Source organism: Bradyrhizobium sp. MI1.7 (assembly GCF_055811795.1).
The window spans coordinates 1-18707 of sequence record NZ_JBVVPO010000103.1; the positions used below are offsets into that span (position 1 = coordinate 1).

General features: G+C 61.1%; 17 protein-coding genes and 1 pseudogene. 5 read left to right on the top strand and 13 right to left on the bottom strand.

Annotation, left to right across the window (positions count from 1 at the left end; translation table 11 throughout):
* Positions 1-234 precede the first annotated feature (234 nt).
* From AC0L3X_RS43410 to AC0L3X_RS43430, 5 genes are all read right to left on the bottom strand, one after another.
* Complete coding sequence (locus AC0L3X_RS43410) at positions 235-669, bottom strand: cupin domain-containing protein (protein ID WP_354100441.1); 435 nt, start codon at positions 667-669, stop codon at positions 235-237.
* 41 nt (positions 670-710) lie between these two features.
* Positions 711-1415 (bottom strand): glutathione S-transferase family protein, encoded by a 705-nt coding sequence (locus tag AC0L3X_RS43415; RefSeq protein ID WP_473317458.1) that lies wholly within the window; start codon positions 1413-1415, stop codon positions 711-713.
* A 26-nt stretch (positions 1416-1441) separates the two neighbouring features.
* Positions 1442-2689 carry an MFS transporter gene (locus tag AC0L3X_RS43420; RefSeq protein ID WP_354142191.1) on the bottom strand — a complete coding sequence of 416 codons (1248 nt, stop codon included), beginning with the start codon at positions 2687-2689 and terminating at the stop codon, positions 1442-1444.
* 75 nt (positions 2690-2764) lie between these two features.
* On the bottom strand, positions 2765-3406 hold the full coding sequence (locus tag AC0L3X_RS43425; protein ID WP_354100438.1) for an HD domain-containing protein: 642 nt from the start codon (positions 3404-3406) through the stop codon (positions 2765-2767).
* Between the two features lie 57 nt (positions 3407-3463).
* Complete coding sequence (locus AC0L3X_RS43430; RefSeq protein ID WP_354100437.1) at positions 3464-4471, bottom strand: RES family NAD+ phosphorylase; 1008 nt, start codon at positions 4469-4471, stop codon at positions 3464-3466.
* Between the two features lie 225 nt (positions 4472-4696).
* On the opposite strand from AC0L3X_RS43430, the gene pdxR reads away from it, so the two are divergent.
* Complete coding sequence (gene pdxR, locus AC0L3X_RS43435; protein ID WP_354100436.1) at positions 4697-6100, top strand: MocR-like pyridoxine biosynthesis transcription factor PdxR; 1404 nt, start codon at positions 4697-4699, stop codon at positions 6098-6100.
* A 414-nt stretch (positions 6101-6514) separates the two neighbouring features.
* On the opposite strand, the gene AC0L3X_RS43440 is transcribed toward pdxR, so the two are convergent.
* Both AC0L3X_RS43440 and AC0L3X_RS43445 read right to left on the bottom strand, forming a co-directional pair.
* Positions 6515-7102: a BBE domain-containing protein gene (locus AC0L3X_RS43440; RefSeq protein WP_354100435.1), complete on the bottom strand. Its 588-nt coding sequence runs from the start codon at positions 7100-7102 to the stop codon at positions 6515-6517.
* 22 nt (positions 7103-7124) lie between these two features.
* Positions 7125-7529, bottom strand: coding sequence for an FAD-binding oxidoreductase (locus AC0L3X_RS43445; RefSeq protein WP_354100434.1), 405 nt, complete (start codon positions 7527-7529; stop codon positions 7125-7127).
* A 743-nt stretch (positions 7530-8272) separates the two neighbouring features.
* On the opposite strand from AC0L3X_RS43445, the gene AC0L3X_RS43450 reads away from it, so the two are divergent.
* Positions 8273-9331: a tripartite tricarboxylate transporter substrate binding protein gene (locus AC0L3X_RS43450; protein ID WP_354132596.1), complete on the top strand. Its 1059-nt coding sequence runs from the start codon at positions 8273-8275 to the stop codon at positions 9329-9331.
* Positions 9332-9648: 317 nt separating this feature from the next.
* Positions 9649-9948 carry a hypothetical protein gene (locus AC0L3X_RS43455; protein WP_354100432.1) on the top strand — a complete coding sequence of 100 codons (300 nt, stop codon included), beginning with the start codon at positions 9649-9651 and terminating at the stop codon, positions 9946-9948.
* A gap of 101 nt (positions 9949-10049) precedes the next feature.
* Here AC0L3X_RS43455 and AC0L3X_RS43460 read toward each other — a convergent pair whose 3' ends face one another.
* The 5 genes and pseudogenes from AC0L3X_RS43460 to AC0L3X_RS43480 form a co-directional block, all read right to left on the bottom strand.
* On the bottom strand, positions 10050-10427 hold the full coding sequence (locus tag AC0L3X_RS43460) for a hypothetical protein (RefSeq protein WP_354100431.1): 378 nt from the start codon (positions 10425-10427) through the stop codon (positions 10050-10052).
* Positions 10428-11731: 1304 nt separating this feature from the next.
* A complete protein-coding gene (locus AC0L3X_RS43465; RefSeq protein ID WP_354100430.1) occupies positions 11732-12103 on the bottom strand; it encodes a hypothetical protein in 372 nt (123 codons plus the stop codon).
* Between the two features lie 215 nt (positions 12104-12318).
* Positions 12319-12842 (bottom strand): annotated as a pseudogene (locus AC0L3X_RS43470) (ATP-dependent DNA ligase); the annotation flags it as partial.
* 2 nt (positions 12843-12844) lie between these two features.
* Positions 12845-13180 (bottom strand): hypothetical protein, encoded by a 336-nt coding sequence (locus AC0L3X_RS43475; protein ID WP_354100429.1) that lies wholly within the window; start codon positions 13178-13180, stop codon positions 12845-12847.
* Positions 13181-13991: 811 nt separating this feature from the next.
* Entirely contained in the window at positions 13992-14186 is a 195-nt protein-coding gene (locus AC0L3X_RS43480) for a hypothetical protein (RefSeq protein WP_473317461.1), read from the bottom strand.
* A 433-nt stretch (positions 14187-14619) separates the two neighbouring features.
* Between AC0L3X_RS43480 and AC0L3X_RS43485 the strand changes: the two genes are divergently transcribed.
* Positions 14620-14913 (top strand): hypothetical protein, encoded by a 294-nt coding sequence (locus AC0L3X_RS43485; RefSeq protein WP_354100428.1) that lies wholly within the window; start codon positions 14620-14622, stop codon positions 14911-14913.
* Between the two features lie 1944 nt (positions 14914-16857).
* On the opposite strand, the gene AC0L3X_RS43490 is transcribed toward AC0L3X_RS43485, so the two are convergent.
* The gene (locus AC0L3X_RS43490) at positions 16858-17094 is read right to left on the bottom strand and encodes a hypothetical protein (protein ID WP_456679793.1); all 237 of its coding nucleotides are present in this window, start codon (positions 17092-17094) and stop codon (positions 16858-16860) included.
* Between the two features lie 554 nt (positions 17095-17648).
* Here AC0L3X_RS43490 and AC0L3X_RS43495 point away from each other — a divergent pair.
* The gene (locus AC0L3X_RS43495) at positions 17649-18032 is read left to right on the top strand and encodes a DUF1236 domain-containing protein (RefSeq protein ID WP_231145605.1); all 384 of its coding nucleotides are present in this window, start codon (positions 17649-17651) and stop codon (positions 18030-18032) included.
* Positions 18033-18707 lie beyond the last annotated feature (675 nt).

The window sequence follows — 18707 nt, forward strand, 5'->3', positions numbered from 1 at the left end:
AGAACTTCGCCCGGACCAGGATCTGGCCTTGGGACCCGTTCAAATATCATCACGTCCGGCGCGCCGAATTTGTGTACGCGCCAGGCTCTCATCGTGGAGGGAGCAGGGCTCTGTGCCGCGTTGCCGACAAGGGTACTTGTCATCCTGGTCTCCTTATTGCCATCAATCTTTAGGTTCGGCTATTCGCCCAGTTGCAGTCCCGGACTCCACGGGCGATGGGATCGGCTCAGGGCACTATCGTGCGTCTGAATTCGGGTCTGGTATGGTCAGTGGCTGGTCCTCAGCATCGACGACGAAGACCGCCAGAAGACTCGCAGGGTCGGTCTCGCTGGCGTTTTCGCTCACCCGGTGATGCGCTCCAGGTTCTTCGTGGAAGCTCTCGCCCGCTTGGTAGACTTTGGCGGGCTCGGTGCCCACGACGCTTCGAATGGCGCCCGTAAGCACGTACGCGTAGATGAAGGCGGATTTTGCGTGATGGTGAGGCAGGGATTTCCCGCCGGGTGGATAGTTCACAACGACAGCGACCAATTTCTTTCCCGGAATGTTTGGGATCGCGTGCTGGAAAACCGGTTTTACCGTCTCAGGCTCGTGCGCATATCCAGCCGGCGCTCCTGCCAACGTCAAGCCAAGTACAGTGCAGAACAGTGCGATTTTCGACGAAGCTGGCATTTTCGTATCCTCTTGTCCAAGAAGTTTGAACTCTCACTTGTTTACGGTCTTCGTGGAATAGTCAGCCCGCATTGCACAGCGGGACGTGCCAGGCCGCGTTCGAGCCGGGCTGGCACTTCCCGAAAACGGTCGAATTCGACGAGTTCGCGCGCCTCATAGAAGCCGATCAGGTTGCGCACCGAGCCAAGCATCGAAATGTCCGCGATGGTATATTCATCGTCCATGATCCACTGCCGTCCGGCCAGACGCGCTTCCATCACGCCAAGCAGGCGTTTTGACTCAGCGACGTAACGCTGAAGTGGCCGCTTGTCCTCATGCTCACGGCCGGCGAATTTGTTGAAGAAGCCGACTTGGCCGAACATGGGCCCGATCCCGCCCATCTGGAAATGCACCCACTGGATGGTCTGATAACGGCGGGCCGCATCGACCGGCAAGAACTTGCCGGTCTTCTCCGCGAGGTATTGCAGGATCGCACCGGATTCGAACAAGGGCAACACCTCGCTGCCCGGACCGTTGGGGGCCAGGATCGCCGGGATCTTGCCGTTAGGACTCAACGAGAGGAATTCCGGCGTGCGCTGGTCGTTCTGGTTGAAGTCGACCAGATGCGCCTCGTACGGCAGCCCGATCTCCTCCAACATCATCGACACCTTGACGCCGTTGGGCGTCGGCAATGAATAAAGTTGCAAGCGGTTCGGGTGTTTGGCGGGCCAGCGTTGTGTGATGAGGAAGGCAGAAAGATCTTTCATCTCTCAACTCGTTCTTTCGAAGTGCTTCACCACCGGCGCAGCGGCCGGCCTTCGGCCGCGTCGCCCTGCCGACCGCCATCCTCGCGGACGGCACCAACCTCGACCTGACGTCCCGCTGTGCTGGCCAGCACCGTCAGCAGCGCGGCCAGGCTGAACCCCGCGGCCACCCAGCCGAGCCGCCCCACTGGGCCATCAGCGATGACCAGCGCGCCCACCGCCGCGCCCATGGCGCTGCCGAGATAGATAGCCGACGAATTCAGGGAGAGGCTGACCGCGGCCAGAGTTGGAGCCAGCGCGACCAGCCGCGCCTGCTGCGCCGTAATCAAGCCCCAGCTGGACAAGCCCCAAAGCAGGATAGCCGGTAGCAGGGCCAGTAACGCGTGCGCCGGGCCAAGCGCGGCGCCTAGCGATAGGACAAGGTACGCCAAAAGGGTGAGCCCACAACCAACGATCACGGTGTAGCGCGCGCCCCAGTAGTCCGCGGCGGTGCCGCCGAGCTGGGTGCCAACGGCACTGGCGACCCCGAATCCGAGTAGCACCAGCGCCAGCTCCTGCGGCCCAATCCCAGCGACGCCGGCAAGGAAGACACTTAGATATGTGTAGACCGTGAATGTGCCGGCTACCGTCAGCACGCTGGTCGCTAGGACCGCCAGTATATCGGGGCGCCTGGTTAGTGCCAGGCGCTCGCCCAGACTCGCGGTGGTACCGGGCACTTGTCTCGGCATTCCGAAAAGGATCCCGACGAGCGAGAGCGCCGCCAGCCCGCCCACGGCGAGAAAGGTGGCGCGCCAGCCGAACCTCTGGCCAACCAGCACCCCGAGCGGCACGCCGGCGACGATTGCCAACGACAGGCCGTTGGTCACCATGGACAAAGCGCGGCCCCGCCGTTGCAGCCCGCCCGATGCGGCTGCATAACCGCTGGCCGCAGGCATAAAACTCGCGGCGGCGAAGGCCAATAGGAGCCGAGCCGCCAACAGCCCGGCGTAGTTCGGCGCGAGCGCTGCGAGTAGATTGGCAATGCTGAAGCCGGCAATCGCGAGGGCCAGCAGGCGGCGCCGCTCCAGCCTGGCTGTCAGCACTGCCATGACGGGAGCCCCGACGGCGTAAGCGAGGGAAAAGGCGGTGACTAGTTGGCCGGCGGCGGACAAGCCGACGTTTAGGTCTCGCGCGAGGGCAGGCAACAGCCCGGCGATCATGAAACCCTCGGTGCCAATCGAAAAGGCGCCGAGAGTTAACCACAGGAGGGAGCTAAGCGAGTTAGACATCGATGCCATACCAAAAAGAGCGGTACTGATGAGTTATGTGGTTTCCGCAACCGCCGTTTCAGGCAGACGAATGCGCACGACGGCTCAGCTATGCCAGGGAGTATTGCGGATGCGAGTGCACGCGTTCGGTTTGTGAAACGTGGGATCGTGATCTTTGATGTAATCGAAATTGACGGTACCGAACGTCGTCAAAGGCTTCTTTAAAGCGGAGCAAGTCTGAACTTGAATGAAATCATTTTTGAAATTATCACCGCGCGGAAATGCAGCGATCACTTGGTCGCGTTGCTCTGGCGTGTACTCATCATATCCAATCCCGACGACATCCACTAGAACCCCCGCGTTTGTGAGCGCGATTTCGGGCCGCATATATTGGGGGATACCGGGCGTGGTATGTAGGGCGATGGCTTCCCAAACCAGATCCGCATTCGGCTCGGGGATGCCGTGGCTTCGGAGAAATTCGCGCGCTGCGTCGGCGCCATCAACTTCAAATCGCTTTATGTCGGTATGATAAGCGTCGACAAGCCCTAAGTCGTGAAAAAGCGCTGCGACATAGAGCAGTTCAGAATCGAATTTGAGATTTTGGCGGACCCCCTTCATTGCGCCGAACGCAAACACTCGAACGGAGTGATTGAACAGCATCTCCGTTTCCTGTTGTCGCACCAGCTCAGTGGCCTCCCGAGCGATCTTGCTATCGGGGATCTTGATGCCAGAAAAAACGTCAGTCATTGTCGAACTCCTATTTCCTTGTTTGCGATCTGCGCTGCCGCGCGCGCTTCTGCCCGCCTAAAAATCGATGCTATCCCTTTTCCGACGATGCCGTTTCACCGTGAATTCCTCCGTGGCGAATTCGACGCGCTTTATGCGATGCACCTCGATGCTTTCGGACACGATGCGGAGACTTGTGTCGCGCCGATCGGCATCCCGCGGGTCAAGAGGTATTGAGGCGAAGTCTGGCGATCCCGGCTCTTGCGCGTTCTGATCAACCTTGTGTAACGGTGGCACTTTCTCAAGCACCTCGTAATCTTCCTGCCAACCATCCTCGGCCCAGCGGCCCGTACTCACGCCGATCTCCGTTCCCTCGGGAACGTTCATGGCTTCGACACGGGCAGCCTTGTGAAAAAGGACGACGTTGAGAGCGTCTCCGGCGGTCTGCACCGACGGGAAAATAATGCCATCAATCGGCACCGAAGCTTCCGTCGCGAGAAAGTCGGCGATGGTCTGCGTTGCGAGGTATTCAAACGGTTCGTCATCGGGCATTGCCGGCCGCGTGATACGCTCACTCAGCGACCGCAGGAACACGGCGTCCTCCGTCCTCCCGGCTAACCCGAAATCCAGAAGGCTTCCGGTGACGCGGATGTCGCTGAGGGCGGTCAAATCGAGCAGTCGAAGCTTTCTGATGATCTCGAATTGGGCTACCACGACCTGACTACCAACAGGCGGGCGGACCTCGGCAATAGCCGCTTTCTGATTGTTTGCGGCGTAGAAAACCGAGATACCACGCGCGTTCATGGGACCGGCCGCCGTCAGGGGTGCTGGTGGCGAGCCGAGATGGATGTCCGGCCTGCCGAGGGCAGTTTCGAGTTTGTCGTCAGATCGAAAGACCCGAGCGCGATAGAGGGTATGAAAATCCGTTCCGGGACCCGCGTCCACCACGAGTGGACGGCCGTCGCGCGTTTGCAACTCGCCAACACCACCGAAGATTGATGTGAGATGATTTGCTGCCGTCCGACTGAAAAAGCGCGCCTCGGTTTTGAGTGAATTTTCGAAGCTGCGCCAATCCATGCGTGTCATCTGGGTTTTCCTTTGGGAACCTCGCCAGGCGGCGCCTTCGATCTGCGCAACCGGAGCACCAACCGCGACAAGCCGTGCGGGTGCCGCCTGCGCGGTTGGGCTTTTTGTCGTCTGCTGCTGCGAGACCCGATCTATCGCTCTGGCCGTTGTTCAAGACGAATAGATGCGCTGCGCCCGGTCAAAAAAAAGTACCAAGATTGCCAACTTTGACTGTATCATCGCGCGATGGCTGCGTTTCCCATTCAACTCGATCGTGCCAGAAGGATTTCGCTGGCTGCCCAGATTTATTCGGCGATCCGAGAGGGCATCGAGAACGGGCGGCTCGCCTCGGGCGCGCGGTTGCCCTCTTGGCAAGATCTGGCCGCTCAGCTGGGCGTCTCCCGCGGCACCGTGCGTGTGGCCTACCAACGTCTCATCGCGGAGCAATTCGCGGTTGGTCTCGGGCCTGCAGGGACCCGTGTGGCCGAGCGGCAGCCCCGATCCTCAACGCACGACCGTTCGCCGGAAGCCCCGCTTCTGCCAGACCTCTTCTACGAGTTCGGAACCGCGCCGCTGGCATTTCAGATGGGCGTACCTTCGCAAGATGCCTTCCCGTTCAAGCTGTGGTCACGCCTCCTCACCCGCGAGACCCGGTGGGCCGCGGAGGCGCCGGTGACGTATCCGGATCCGCGTGGCGATCCGGAGCTGCGAAAGGAGGTGGCGGCTTACTTGGGGCTGGCCCGCGGCATTCGGTGCAGTGCCTCTCAGGTGCTCGTCACGGGCGGGTTCTCCGGGGCGCTCGGTCTGGCGACCCGAGGGCTTCAGCTTGGAAGGATGGGAGCCTGGATCGAGGATCCAGGCTTTCCGCTCACTCGCACCGCGCTCGGCTTGGCTGGCATGGCTGTGACAGCTGTCCCGGTTGATGCGGAAGGACTGGATGTCGCCGCTGGTGTCCAGAACGCCGCCGGAGCGGCACTGGCAGTCGTGACACCAGGCCAGCAGGCGCCGCTCGGGATGACGATGTCTCTGCCGCGGCGGTTTGCATTGCTCGCCTGGGCTCGGCAAAGCGACGCCTGGATCATCGAGGACGATTACCTGAGCGAACTGCAGCTGAACGGTCGGGCGGCGCCGGCTCTTGCATCGCTCGATCATGGGGGACGGGTGCTGCACATCGGCAGTTTTAGCAAAACGATTAGCCCGGCGCTGCGCTTGGGTTTCATGGTCGTGCCGCCGGAACTGGGTCGTAGATTCGGTGAGCTCGCTGCTTGCTTGGCGCCTGCGCCAGCCGCGGCTGTGCAGCGCGCTGTGGCGAAATTTCTGCGGGAAGGGCACTATCTTCGCCATCTGCGTCGCATGAAGCGGCTTTACGCCGCCCGACGGGAGGCTCTGCTTCGTTGCCTCGGAGAGATGGCGTTAGACTCGATAAAGGTAAAAGCCACCGCCGGTCTGGCAGTTGTGCTCTCGCTTCCCGAGTATGCGTCAGACGTGGACATCGCTTCACGCGCTCTACAACTCGGCATGGCGCCGGCTCCGCTGTCGCCGTGGTACATGCGGCCTTCCAGGCGGCAGGGGCTGCTGCTCGGCGTGACAAATCTCAATGAACGACGACTGAAGGCGGACTGTCGTCGGCTCTTGGAATTGGGGCGATAGCACTGTGGACGCGACGCATGCTTGCCAAGAGTTCCGCGAAGAACCCATTGCGTCGTACTCCGACATTTGAACAGAGCTCTATGAGCCCGCGTCCTCACCAAGCATTCGTGACGCCGGCATAGGCGTATTATCGCGTGTGGTCTTGAGTGACTTCAACGGCTGCCGTTGTGTCTTCATCGCCGATCCTCGCCATCAAAGGCCTGTACGCAACACGCCTCGAGGCGGCGATGTTCGAATTGCGACTGCGCCGCTGCGGCTAAAACTTTCGTTACCGAAGGCGGATCGGCCTCGTCCATGGGATTGGCGGCGGCAGCCGGGATATCTGCGCGCCTGGGCCAGGCCGAGACATCGGTGGCCCCTGACATTATCCACGAATTGATAACGTCCGGCCCGGCCCGGTCGGCCATTGTCTAATCAGGCGGCCGGTATCACGTTGTGATTGAGCCGGAACATGTTGGCCGGGTCGTAGGTCTTCTTGATGGACGCCAAGCGCTCGTAGCGCTCCGGGCCGTAAATCGCCGCGGCGTCGGCCGCCTCATCCGGCGCGAGGTTGTTCACCACCCGCCGGTCGCCCTGCCAGGGCTTCATGCCGTCGAGCAGCTCCGCGACCGACCTCTTGAGTTGCTGCTCCTGCGACAGCGGACCGGCCGAGACGCCCAGCAGGCTGTACGGCAGGCCCCGGGTCGCTACGGCGTTGGGTACCGCCGGCTCCCGGTCCCACGCCCCGCCCAAGGCACGCAGCTCGGCGATCACCAGGGTGGTCTCCGCGTCCGGACCGACGAGTTCGATCAGCTTGTCCTGCGCCTGCGCGGGGAACTCTCGCAGCATGATGCCCCGTTCGTAGTATGGCACCGGTTCGGTCGGCTCGCTGTGGATCGACGCTACCTCGGCGTACGGCATGTCCCGCACCGTGTCTAGGACTGCCGGAGCTACCGCCCGCAGCGGCTCTACCATCCGCTCGCCGTCCGCGGTCGTGCCGTTGTAGGCGATCCGCACCGCCACCAGAAACTTCCCGCGGAAGGGCTCAGGCACTCCGGGCATCGATGGCCGCCTTCGCGATGACCTCGGACCATAGCACTCCGGCGCCGACCCGGGCCGTGCGGCCCGCCGCGTCGATCGTTATGTCGTTCATTCGATGGGTCGCAATCGCGACGGCGCCGTGCGCCTGGCCGACCATCTGGTGGCCGGTCGTCTTCACAAGGACCGGCCGGCGCTGCCCGGCCGCGAAAGCAACGGCGGCCTGAACATCGGCCGCGCTCTCCGGCACCACGATCACCGCGGGCACCAGCTCGTGATTCAAGTTCCAGACGGCGCGTTCATGGTCGTATCCCGCGTCGTTCGGCAGTAGAACCGAACCCGCGACCGTGGCCAGGAGGCGCGCCGCATCCTCTGGCGATACCGGCGGCAGCGACCTATCGTTGAAAGGCATTACATACATCCTATTACTGGCGCCATCCCCGGAGCCAAGACATCTCGGACGGATCCGAAAAGCCTCCGCCTTTCGCGATGACGGCTGCAGCGGGTGAGAACAGGGCGGGCACCAAAAGACGCGCTTCCCACGTGTCGATGGCTGGTAGGTGTGGCCGGCTCTGCTCATGAAACAGAACCAAGATTGGCGGGAATGATCGTACCATTGCGCCATGGCCGCTCTGCCCATCTATCTCGACCGCGCCGCAAGGACGCCGCTGGCGACGCAGATCTACCGGGCGGTCCGGGACGCCATCGACGGGGCCGGCTAACCACCACAAGCTGATGACCGATGCGTCAGACACCGATGATGTCGCGCGCTACAACCAGGAGCGCAACGCCATCCTGCTGTCGAGCGCTTCAAGCAATGGGCAACCGTCAAGGGCGTGGTTTTTCACGACGAGCTGCAGGCCGAGAACACGATGCACAAGCGCATCACCGCTGTGCGGTCGCTGCCGATGGAGCTTCGACGCAAGTCGAAGCAGTGGCTGGAGGAGCGGGGCCTCAAGGCGCGGGATTCTGAAAGCGGACATCGGGGCCGGCGGTGAGGCATTAGGATGAAACCGGCATTTGGAAGGTGATCTTGGGAATCTGTTCCAATTTTTTCAAGCTTGTCGCCAAGCTTTGAGATTTTTGGCCCGCCGTGCGGGACTAGGATCCGACGTCGCTTCTTGAGGCGACGAGGTGTGTTGACCTGAAGCTTGGTTGGCCGCGGGCGACCTTGAAGCCCGGTTAAACGCCCGCCTTCAAGTATCGGCTAAAAAACAAAAAGGAGAGGAAACGATGCGCGTACTGAGGACGATCCTTGCAGCAGCCGTCGGCGTAATCGTGGGCGCGACTGTCGTCGCTGCACAGGATGGTGCCGCGAGCTATCCGAATCGACCGATCAAGATCATTGTTCCGTTCGCCGCTGGAGGGACGACAGACGTCCTTGCCCGAATCGTCGGGCAGGCGCTGACCGCTAAGTGGGGGCAGCCCGTTATCATCGAGAACCGTGCTGGAGCTGGTGCTACTATCGGCGCTGACATGGTCGCGAAATCACCTCCCGATGGCTACACATTGTTGATGGGCGCCACCCATCATAGCATCGCGCAAAGTGCTTACTCCAGAGTGCCTTATGACTTCGGGCGCGACTTCTCGCCGGTAACGGTCATTGCTCTTGTGCCCAACATGGTTGTCGTCAACGCCAAGGTGCCGGCGAGGACCATCGAAGAATTCATCACCCTGGCAAAACAGAAGCCCGGCAGCTTGAACTACGGCACTGCTGGCGCCGGCACCGCGCATCACCTCATCGGCGAAATGTTCAAGTTGAAGACTGGGACGGATATCGTTCATGTCCCTTATCGCGGAAGCGCGCCCGCACTGGCCGATTTGATGGGGGGGCAGGTGCAGGTCATGTTCGATACCGTCACGTCCGGTTTACCGCAGGTCAGGGACGGCATGACGCGGGCGCTCGCTGTCACGACGGCGCGGCGTTCGTCGGCACTGCCCGACGTGCCCACGCTCGCCGAGGGTCCTATACCTGGATTTGATGTCGGGACTTGGTTCGGCTTATTGGCGCCCGCAGATACGGCCCCCTCCATCGTCGAGAAACTGAATCATCAGGTGGTCGAGATCGTCAACTCGCCGGAGGCGAGAGCACGCATGCTAGAACTCGGGGCCGAACCGGTCGGAAATTCCTCTGTCGAAATGGCCGCTCAGATCAGGAAGGAGATTGAGACGTTCGGCGCCTTGACCAAACAACTTCAATTGGTGGTGGATTGAGCCAAGGGCTTTTTCTTTCCGATTAATGTCCGAGCTTGCTCTCCGCATCATAGGAGTCGGTGGAGCGCGATGCTAGAGGAGCATAAACTGGATATCGAGGCCGCGCCCGTGGGCTTTGAGGAAGCCTCGAGGCTCGGCGGGACCTCACCGCACTCAGCGCTGCGCCGCTGTAGCTCCTCGGCAATGTCCTCCGATGCATCGCGCGACCAGCCCTCGCTGGTGTTGAAGCTGACGATGCGGATCGGGCTGCTGTACTGCCCCTCCATCAGGCGGTTGGCGACGTCCGGCGGCTCACCCCTGCAGCAGAAAGGATAACCATGGCTAACAATCCCAACACAAACAAACTTCGCCGCGAGTTCGAGCACGAGGAGGCGTGGTGGAATGCGCCGACGGAAGAACAGAAGCAAGCGCAGCGGGAGATCATGACCGAGCACGCGAGGAATAAGGACAAGAGTGCAGCCTGGGAGGCTCTGCCAAAGGAGGACAGGGACACCGGGCACAGGGTTAACGATGCGCTGTCGAAAGTGGAGTCGGCACACAACCGCGCTATTCAAGCTGCGAAAAGTGCGCTGGAGCAGGCGGAGCGGCGGGCAAAGAGCCTTACTGGGATCAAGTAGGTGGCTTGGAAGAGTGTAGTTGCGCGATCTGGCCAACATCGCGCAGGTCTATCTTAGCAGCCGGTGGCGGCGAGGTGCGGTCCCTGCGGCAGTTGTTTAAGTCAATGCTGCCGGAAATGTATTCGACGTTGCTGGAGTGATGCCGCAAACGATCCGGGGCGCGGGGTGGCTATGAGGTCAGTCGAAACCGATCGATACAGCCTGTGAGCCCGACTGCGCCAAGCATCCCGTTCCTTCCGCACGTCTGACAATTCGTTGCGGAGCAGCTTGATAATTTGGCGCTGAGTGTCGATCTGCGCCTGTAGCAGAGCCATTTCTGCCCGTTCCCAGCCCGCAGCGTCTTGCCCCACTGACTCGCCGGAGGCATGTCCCTCGGCGGCTCCAAAGGCGTACACGCGGTGCAGCAGCAACTCGGCGGTGTCGATCTGGCCGATGTTCAAATCGCGGGATACTGGGGCAGCTTTCTTCAGCCTCAACATGGTGGACCTCGTTTTAGGTCACCCCCATTGCAACCTCCCAGATTCGGCTTAACCATTCGTTAACCCTGGACCAGCGGCAGCGGCGCATCTTTGATCCTTAGGTCAATGTATCGTCTGGTGTGCGCCGACCGTTCCGACGAGGCGTGGGCGTGGTTTCGCCAGCGAGATTTCTACGTGATGCCTCGATAGCGCGGCCAGGCCGCCCATCGCTCAGCTGCATCCGCGATCTCGTCGGGCGAATTGATTGCAATCGCGCGAGCAGCCTGACTTTCTGCTGTCAGACTTGCTTGGCGGTGCCGCCGAGCCGCTCCGCGATCTGCGCGTCAGTCTTCCCGGGCAGCCAAGCGCCTCAATAATCGCTTCTCACGCGGACTAAGCAGGTCGCGCATCGGACTCTCGCTGATAACCACGCGCATTTTGCAGCGCCGTACTTGATCAGCGCGCGACAGCCTCAAGCGTCCGAGAGGCGGGGCCGACGCTGGGGCCGCGAGCGGGCCCAGCGCACCGACGCGAGATGTCCCTCATCCCTCTGTTCTGTTCACTTGTATACCAAAGGCGTCCCGCCCTAAGTCTATTCTCATCCGGCGAGGGCCGCCGTGAACGAGCGAATGTTCATCGTGCTAATTATCTTGGTGGGCATGACTACACCGGCATTGATCATCCTTGCACTGCTCTATCGGTGACGCAGCGCGCAACGGCCCCACGCGTCTCCGGGGGCTTTTGTGACAAGGAGGCCGGGGACGCTGGGGCCGCGAGCGCGCGGCTTGTCCAGCGCACCGACGCCATCCTCCGCTTTCGGCGCGCTCGCGCGCTAACAAATGATACGTCGCCACATTAAATTCCCGGGTAGCCCGCCTCCAACACATCTTCAGTAGGAACGCGGGCCCTCGAGCCGCATTGGCATCGCGCTTCGGGCCAGCATCACAACGTTTGCTCGAAGTGCGGCTCCAGCTAGCAGCAGGGACCGTAGGCTGGGGCCGCCCTTTCAGCAGGTGGACGTCATGACCGTCCCGACACTTCGGAAGCAGAGCTGTCTTACACCATCGGATTTCGCAAGCGAAGCAATGTCGAGGTTTAACGACCGAAGTGCCCGACGGCCAACCATGCGCTTGCAGTCATCGCAACCGTCGAACAGTCCGTGGGCAAGCTCGACTCCGCAGGAAGGCGAGATAGGCATCGAAATGATTAGAGTGTTGGCAAAACAAGAAGCCGAGAAATGTCTCAGACACCCGTTTGAGGCGTCTATCGTCGGTGCGCGGGCACACGCTCTGACGACAGCACTTGGTTGCGGGTGCCGCTGGTGATCAGCGCCTCGATCTCGCGGCCTTCTTTTTTGCTGATGTTTTCGAGGTCTTCTTAGCGACCTTCTTTGATTTCCTGGGCGCAGTGTTCTTGGCCGACTTCTTTGCGGACTTCTTGGCAGATTTCTTTTTGGTGGCTTTTTTGACTGCTTTCTTCTTCGCGGCAGCGTTGGCGACTGTTGTCGCCACCTTCTTGACTGACTTGGGGATGCGTCTAGCCGCCGCCTTTTTTGCTTTGTCCGCCACCGTTTTCACGGCGGTCTCGGCCAGCACTCCGGCCGCGTTGGCAGCAAGGTCGGTCATCTGGTCGATGATCGGCCTCTGCTCAGAAGAGTTTTTGGCCTGACCTTGAGGCGGTTGCTTTTCGGTGTCCATGGGGCGTCCTCCAGAATCACTATATTAGCTCAATTCCCTTCAGTTAGCGCTCCGTATCTGGGACGCTCCCTTCGTTCTACGGTCGCTCGCTTGCCCATCGGGTTTCCCCGAGCCCCACACAAGGGGCGGCTCGACCAAGGACTCACCTCAGCGCGCTTCAGGCAGGGGCGCGCTAAGGCTTTTCCCGGTCACTGTCGCGCACCTTCGACACCACGCACGCCTTCGAGCCCGACCTTGCAGGGGTGCGTGAACATCTCGCGGCCGTCGATCTCAAAGCTTTCACTGAACTGGACGTCGCTGCCAGTGATGATCTTCTTCAGCGCGGTCTTACGCTGGAGCAGAGGGACTTTCCGCAGGTCCTTGCCATTGAGACAGGTCAAAGGCAACGAAGACGATCAGGTGCCCTTTAGCTCGTTCTGCAAGACGGAGAAATCGGTGCTGCCATCCGCGGCCGGAACTACGATTTCGCCATCGATGATGGCCGAGCTCGCCTTGATGTGCCAGGCGTCGTCGGCGACCTTCTTGAAGCGTTTGGTCCAGTCCTGCCCACGACGGGTGAATATGGCGACGGCTTCGTTGGCGAGATGCACCTGGACGCGATAGCCGTCGAACTTGATCTCGTAAATCCAGCGTTCGCCCGACGGCACGCGGTCGATCGAGGATGCCAGGGCGGCTCGATGAAGCCGGGGAAGGGCGCCTTGACGCCTACTGCTTCCGGCTTCTTTCGTTGAAACGCCACGGTTACACCACGCGCAAGCTGTACTGCCGGCTGTTCTGGGCAGCGTAGCGATCGACGAATTCCTGAAGGAGCGAGGGGACGTCGCTCAGTTGCAGGTTACAGCGGTGCTGGATCTTGAGCGCGGCGTATTCGGAGACGTCTTCAGACCAGCGCTCTGCCGTGTTGAAGGCGATGACCTTGATAGGCCTGCGATACTCGCCTGCGAGCAGGTCCTGAATGACAGTTTCGAGGTCTGCCATTTCCAGATCGGCTTCGCGCCAGGCGCTGCCTGCGCGTCCGAAATCATCCGCCACCAGATACACGGTCGGCTCATCGGCCGGCACGATGGAAGGAGCCATCCGGACTGACGCATACGCAACTCCATGCAACAGAACCCGGATTCAATTTGATTTGAGCGGTCTCGTTCCAGCAACGGGAACTGCTCGTTGAGCCGCGCCTGGTCGCAAAGAGCGCAATTCAAAGCTGGCCATCTGCCTGGACCGGAGCCATCGACTCGGTGCGGCTAGACGCTAGGCAGACGCAAGCGACACCTTTTCCACACCCACGACGCGCACACTCATTGTTGCAGGTCGCAAAAAACGGCCGCGGCACAACCCGCCGGAGCCGTTGGAGGCCTCGACGGTAATGGGGGGCCGCCAAGGCATACTAGGCTCTAGGAAGATTCGGCAGTGGGGTCTGTATGCCTATGGACATAAGCGGCGCCATTGGTCGCAGTCTCGGAGTGACCGACGCGCCGTAGCCCGCGACGACTACGAGCCAGACCAGCGACCCGATGTAGAGGCGGTCGCGGGGATGGTAAGAACGTCGCGCTGCCGATTGGCTGTTAGTTCGACATAGATCAAGTCGTGGCGGTTCGAACTCGTCCGGCACAGCGCCGTCTTGATCGTGGACTATCACTTTGCGACCTGTATCGCTCACGAGCTTCCGACCGAGCGACAGCGCCGTCTCAACGTCCGGCAGATCGAGCGAGATCAAGGAGTTCGTTCGGGGACCGGTCCCGATGATCGCGATATTTGCCTTGCTGTTAGACATAGCCGCTCCCTTGGGTTTGACGGGAAGCGCTACGCGCAATCTCACACCGATGTCTGCCACGGTCCGCTCGGTGATGACGGTCAACTGCCGGCCACCCATTGAGTTGCTATCCGAACGTCAAGTTTTGCTTACCGTGCAGCTATATGTTCGATCTGGAAGCGGAGTTTGACGATCAAGACAGGGCCGATCTCGCCGCGTACTTCGATTGCCAGGTTTCGCACTTCGGATCCGGGCAAAACATCCCATAGCAAGGGACGCCTCCGCTTTGACCTCGTCGAAGGTTTCGAACTCTATTCCGACGTCATCGGCAATGAAGTTCTGATTATCTCTGGTGTCGAAATACTACCGCGGCATTTTTGACGAACGATGGTGGGCTGGTCTATTCCTACGAAAGCGGCCCTCTTCAAAATGAGGCCACAACGCCCGGACACAGACCAGACCGCCAGGACGGACGGCGACAAGGCGCAAAGGCATTCGGCGCGCCGCAGGGTGGTTCCAGCCCCCACTGCGGCCATCCGGGACAGCTATTGGCTGGTATTTAAATCGCGCCGGTGTTCTCACAGTTTAGCGGCGGAGTATGGCCGCTCAGGAACCAGCGACCTCAGACACTGTTACGGCTTTGCCGGCTCGCCGCCGAGCTGGCGGAGCGGCCTCGACCTATCCCCGCAATCACCCCTGCAGTCGGGGCCGACTCTCCGCCTTTGGCACGCCATAAGGTAAAAACGATCAATAGGTTTTCATCTACGTGAACACCGCCAAGCAGGTCGGTGACGTCGAGCATCTCAAGGTTTTCGCGACCGAAGACGCTGCCAAGGATTGGCTCGATGAGAACGATCCCGAGGGGGTAGCGTTCGAGTACGACGTGATAGGCCCCCGGCGCGTGTGGGGCCATCTTCCCGCCGAGAGAAAGCCGCCAACTGAGGCGGCCTTACAGGCGCGGCGCCAGGTAGTCGAGAAACGTGAAAAAACCGTAGAGGGCGAGAGCGGTTACAGCCACGAAAGCGACAATCATCGTCGCCCATTCGCGTTTGGAAAATAGATCGAAGTCGAACATAAGGAGCCCTTGCCGACGAGCTAGCGCCGAGAATGTATAGCCGTTTCCTACCGAGGCGGCCTCACGCTATCTCATCCTCCCAAACTTGCCTGTGGCACCTCCGACATTCAAACACCCGGACGTTTTGTTTCTTGCGGGGATCGAATGCCGAAAACGCAACAGCCAACTCTCCATGGCAATGGGGGCATGAAGGATGCGGGCCTCGCTCTTGCGGTTCGGGAGGAGCTTCTTTGCCTGCGTCTGTCATCGTTGGTCCGCACGTTCCCGTTCATGCGCGCGTGCGCGGAACCAGTCTAGGATACTCCCGGCCGCCGATCCAATTACGGATTAGCTGGCACAGGATCAATTCAAGGCGCATATTCGGCGCGTGGGAAGAGAGGACCAGAGGCGCTGCAAGTGCGGTGCGGTTTATCGCCGTACCGAACGCATGGCCTGCGAGCGAGAGTTCAGTAGTTTCGAGTGCGCCGTCTGCGGCGAGACAATTGAAAAATGGCATTCTGCTCTAGTCCCAAGCTACCGCCTGATAATCGGACCTATCAGAGAACCAAATGACCCATCATCCCAAACGCCCCAGACCTCCAACTTCCTAAGTCCACATCGGGGTCGTGAGCCGCTGCCGGTCGCGCTTCCTGTGCAATCGGCCTTTCACACCCACGACAGGCAGTAGCTCGCGCTCGTGCACCGGATCGAATCAAAGGTGCAATCCGATGATAAACCGGATGGCAAGGAAGGCGCCGCCGACGACAATAGCCGTCGCACCGATCGCCAGCACCACTCTCCAGGTCTCGTCCAATCGGCGCCTCGCACAAAAAACGGCCCCAGCATCGGGGCCCGGGGCATGATGATGCTGGGGCCTCCGGACAGGCTCTGGTCTTGGGACAGAGACCGTCGCGGAACACAAGCCGGGCTCCGTCCGGACGTTCCCAGTCCAAGTCTTAATCTCTGTTGCTGTGGCTGAATCGGCACATCGGATCACTCCTTTTGCACACCCACGAATCGCCAGCAGCCCGCGCATTCGGAGCCTCTACGATTGGGCGCGATGTTCCCAGGCAAAATGCGTCATCAAGCATGTGACTTGGCTTCCAGTCACGAACTAGCGACCGCACGCGCCAACGATGACACGAAAATTTTGAAGGGGCCGAAGGACTACCCTGACAGTCTTCGGGGTGCGGTCCTATGACTGTCGTACGTATGTCGGCTGGGTTTTGCAGCGGTGCTGGTGGCTACGCTGAGCAAAGAAAACGCCATTGTGTTGAGCGGTCGAGGCATTACCAGGGAAGGTTAGCGATCGCGTCGGCAGCGCACGTTAGAAGCGCAATCCAGCCGAACAACACACACCAAGACCAAACCGCAAGATATGTGCTATGGCCCCGCGTAGCACGGCTCACAGCGATAGAATCATCCATACCACCCCCAAAGCGCTGAAGATCGACAGCACGACAAAGCCGAACCGATATGAATGTTCCGCCCAACCCACAAGCATCCCCTGCTTATGCAACCTGTGGTGACGCTATATCGTGCTTGGTTGTGTGCGAAAAGAAAGCGACATTGACCTAAGCGCACTTTTCGGCGCACTGAGGCCCGCTCGCAACACCCACGACCGGCAGTAGCTCGCGCCGACGGCCGGCCCCTTAAAAGACCGGGCCAACCTCTGCTAAGCCGAACTGAGTGCCCCCTTCGAGCAATCATTGTTCTCACTCCAGTCCGTTAACGTTATCTGGCACCGGGTTCGAGCCTACCCCCGGCCGCGGAGCCCGCGTCGCAGGCGGCCTCGCCCATGCGCAACATGTCGGCGAGGTCGCTTGCGCTGGTCTTAGCGAAGGAGTCGGTCTTCGGTCCTGCAACCGTCCAGGCAGGGCTGACGCAAAGGCCCTGGCCGTGCCCTCTCGGCTGGGGCCTCTGGCGTCGCCCCGCGGGCGATCGAAAGCTTCACGCCCGCCCGCCCGCCGGATAAGACCGGAAAAATACACCTTGGCGCTTGATGCGGTCGTAAGAGAATGTGCAGCCGTGAGCGCGGGCGAACACTTGGGCCCCTGCAATTGCGATCGCACCCCTTCCGCCGAATGCGTGTTCAACGTACCGGTTGTGAATGATCACTTGCTGGTCCGCCCCGATTTCATCCAGGACGCCCGCCAGCCGGAGCAAGAAATCTTCACGCGTCTCCATGAGCGAAAATATGCAACGGGGAGGCGCTGAATTCCAGCCGGGATGCGCCCCCAGCGTGAACCGGCACTTCGCAAGCGTCACAGACGTGTGGCACGGCCATTGCACAATTCAAGCTAACTGGGATTTCAGAGCTCAGTTTGAGAATGAGACGCTGCCGGGACATGTATTTCGAGCCCGGCAGCGTTTTATTTCGAGACTAGTGGGACAGCCGCCAACTTGCACCGGCCCTGGGCGGTCGAGACCTCGCTCGATGGTCGGGCGGATTGATAGCCGGCGGCGTTGCACTGTCGGCCCGGTAGGCGCGCGCGCTCGGTCTGTCGCTGCAAGCGGTGACAGCAATTATTCTCGTTCTGCGCCGCGCATGGCGCCAAGGCCTCGGATCATTCCGCAATGGCGCGCGCACTGGAACTGATGACGGGCACGAGATCGCCGCGGCCTGAACTGTTACGCGGTAACAGTCTCCAGATTTGACGTGCCTTTCATCATGCGGGAACCGGAACAATGGTCCGACCCCGTGGTTGACGGCGCATCAACAACCACTGGAGAGTGTGGACATGAAAACCCGTCTTGCGATTTCGTTGGCTGCTGTGTCGCTGCTGGCGTCGAGTGCAGCCTTTGCCCAGTCGACGACTGAACAGGGCGCCAGGGACGGCGCACGTGCGGGTGGCGACGTCGGTGGCCCGGTCGGCGCGATGGTCGGCGGCACCGTCGGTGCGGCCGTTGGCGCCGGCCTCGAAATTCCGAATGCCGTGCTCGGCGGAATTCCGCGCGACGACTCCGTCGTGATCCACGAGCGCGTCGTCGTCGGCGAGCCGTTGCCCCCAACCGTGGTCTTGCGCCCGGTGCCGAACTACACCGAGTATCGCTACGCGGTCGTGAATGATCGCCGCGTCATCGTCGAGCCGCGCACGCGCCGCGTCGTCAAGATCATCGACTGATCGGTCAGAGCGTGAAGGCTTTGAACAGCCGGGCCCTGCGGAGCGTCACTCCGCGGGGCCTTAGTTCGTCAGACCGAATTGCCGCGAAACCGCGGCGCCTGCCCTGGTTGGGAGATCAGGCGTTGCGAGAAAACCGCCAGGCAACTGTGGCGGTTTTCTCGTGCTCGAGGCCGTCGAGGTGCGGGCGGGGTGCTTTTAAACGCACCACGAGGCCGCGCGGCGAGTCCTGGCGCGGCCCTGTTTTATTCGAACCGGCGCGACATCGCCGGAGGCGCCCGGTTCGTGACCTTGATCCAGTCGCACGTCCGCGGCCGACAGCTCCTTTCGCGGTGCTTGGAAACGATCCCTCGAGGTTCATGCGGCAGGCCGCATCGAGCAGATCCGGACCGATCGCGCCGGGCTCGAAGGGCGCCACGAAGATGCCCTGGGCCGCCGGCGTAGCAGCTTGCCGAGTTCGGCCTTGCGCTCGAATAGCGGCAGCTCGCGAACGTCGCCGGCGTCAGCAGCGGATCTCGAGCGGCTCGCGCTGGCGCGATCGTTTGCGCACGGTCTGCGGGCTGATCCCAATGAAACTTTTTGTCCCGGCGGAAATTGTGCATGGAGTGGGCCCCTCGGAGCAGACGGGGTCAGGCTGCTGGTTTGACCGTTCGCCGGGTGTGTTGATCCTCGAATTGC

Excerpts from the sequence above, each read along its gene's own strand:
- AC0L3X_RS43425 (WP_354100438.1), bottom strand. The coding sequence starts at position 3,406 with ATGACTGACGTTTTTTCTGGCATCAAGATCCCCGATAGCAAGATCGCT.
- AC0L3X_RS43430 (WP_354100437.1), bottom strand. The coding sequence starts at position 4,471 with ATGACACGCATGGATTGGCGCAGCTTCGAAAATTCACTCAAAACCGAG.
- AC0L3X_RS43475 (WP_354100429.1), bottom strand. The coding sequence starts at position 13,180 with ATGGCTCCTTCCATCGTGCCGGCCGATGAGCCGACCGTGTATCTGGTG.
- AC0L3X_RS43495 (WP_231145605.1), top strand. The coding sequence starts at position 17,649 with ATGAAAACCCGTCTTGCGATTTCGTTGGCTGCTGTGTCGCTGCTGGCG.
- AC0L3X_RS43465 (WP_354100430.1), bottom strand. The coding sequence starts at position 12,103 with ATGGACACCGAAAAGCAACCGCCTCAAGGTCAGGCCAAAAACTCTTCT.
- AC0L3X_RS43420 (WP_354142191.1), bottom strand. The coding sequence starts at position 2,689 with ATGGCATCGATGTCTAACTCGCTTAGCTCCCTCCTGTGGTTAACTCTC.
- AC0L3X_RS43445 (WP_354100434.1), bottom strand. The coding sequence starts at position 7,529 with ATGCCTTTCAACGATAGGTCGCTGCCGCCGGTATCGCCAGAGGATGCG.
- AC0L3X_RS43415 (WP_473317458.1), bottom strand. The coding sequence starts at position 1,415 with ATGAAAGATCTTTCTGCCTTCCTCATCACACAACGCTGGCCCGCCAAA.
- AC0L3X_RS43410 (WP_354100441.1), bottom strand. The coding sequence starts at position 669 with ATGCCAGCTTCGTCGAAAATCGCACTGTTCTGCACTGTACTTGGCTTG.
- AC0L3X_RS43460 (WP_354100431.1), bottom strand. The coding sequence starts at position 10,427 with ATGTTGAGGCTGAAGAAAGCTGCCCCAGTATCCCGCGATTTGAACATC.
- AC0L3X_RS43455 (WP_354100432.1), top strand. The coding sequence starts at position 9,649 with ATGGCTAACAATCCCAACACAAACAAACTTCGCCGCGAGTTCGAGCAC.
- AC0L3X_RS43490 (WP_456679793.1), bottom strand. The coding sequence starts at position 17,094 with ATGGAGACGCGTGAAGATTTCTTGCTCCGGCTGGCGGGCGTCCTGGAT.
- pdxR (WP_354100436.1), top strand. The coding sequence starts at position 4,697 with ATGGCTGCGTTTCCCATTCAACTCGATCGTGCCAGAAGGATTTCGCTG.